This is a genomic window from Agromyces sp. NPDC060279 (assembly GCF_042726785.1).
In the GTDB taxonomy this organism is placed as follows: domain Bacteria; phylum Actinomycetota; class Actinomycetes; order Actinomycetales; family Microbacteriaceae; genus Agromyces.
On record NZ_JBHXBK010000017.1, the window covers coordinates 1 to 1,084 of the forward strand.

A 1,084-nucleotide genomic window follows, 5' to 3' on the forward strand; every position below is an offset into this window, starting at 1 on the left:
CCGAGGCGCACGCCCGAGGCATCCGCGTCATCGTCGACCTCGTGCCGAACCACTCCTCGAACGAGCACGCCTGGTTCCAGGCCGCCCTGGCCGCCGGCCCGGGCAGCACCGAACGCGCCCGCTACCTGTTCCGCGACGGCCGCGGCGAGCACGGCGAGCTCCCCCCGAACAACTGGGACTCCGTGTTCGGCGGCCCCGCGTGGACCCGCGTCACCGAGACCGACGGGCAGCCGGGCCAGTGGTACCTGCACCTCTTCGACTCCTCCCAGCCCGACTTCGACTGGACGAACGACGAGGTCCGCGAGGAGTTCCGCGACATCCTCCGGTTCTGGCTCGACCGCGGCGTCGACGGCTTCCGTGTCGACGTCGCCCACGGCCTCATCAAGGCCGAGGGCCTGCCCGACTGGACCCCGCCCGCCGAGGGCGGCAGCATGGGCGGCGCCGGCGGCCTCGCCGACGACGCCCCCGACGCCGACCGCCCCGTGCCGAGCGCCGAACCCGGCGTCGCGCTCGAGCCCGGCATCTCCTCCGAACCCGGCGACGCCCCGCCGTTCTGGGCGCAGGACGGCGTGCACGAGATCTACCGCGACTGGCGCGCCCTGCTCGACAGCTACCCCGGCGAACGCATCCTCGCCGCCGAAGCCTGGGTCGACCCCCTCGCCCGCGTCGCCCAGTGGGTCCGCCCCGACGAGATGCACCAGTCCTTCAACTTCGCCTACCTCGAGACCCCCTGGCGGGCCGCCGCCCTCCGCCGCGTCGTCGACGAGTCCCTCGCCGCGTTCGGCGCCGTCGGCGCCCCCTCCACCTGGGTGCTCTCGAACCACGACGTCGTACGCCACCCCACCCGCCTCGCCCTCACCGTCGGCAACCTCCAGGGCCACGGCGTCGGCCCCCGCACCCCCGGCATCGGCGACCCCGCCACCGGCCTCCGCCGCGCCCGCGCCGCGACCGCGCTCATGCTCGCCCTCCCCGGCTCCGCCTACCTCTACCAGGGCGAGGAACTCGGCCTCCCCGAGGTCATCGACCTGCCCGACGACGCCCGACAGGACCCGACCTGGTTCCGCACGAACGGCGAACGCTACGG

The 1,084-nt window shown here is 74.9% G+C and carries 1 protein-coding gene; it reads left to right on the forward strand.

Annotation, left to right across the window (positions count from 1 at the left end; genetic code table 11):
• Positions 1–1,084 (forward strand): alpha-amylase family glycosyl hydrolase (locus ACFWE1_RS17550; protein WP_376934770.1); only part of this gene is annotated, 1,084 nt, incomplete at both ends.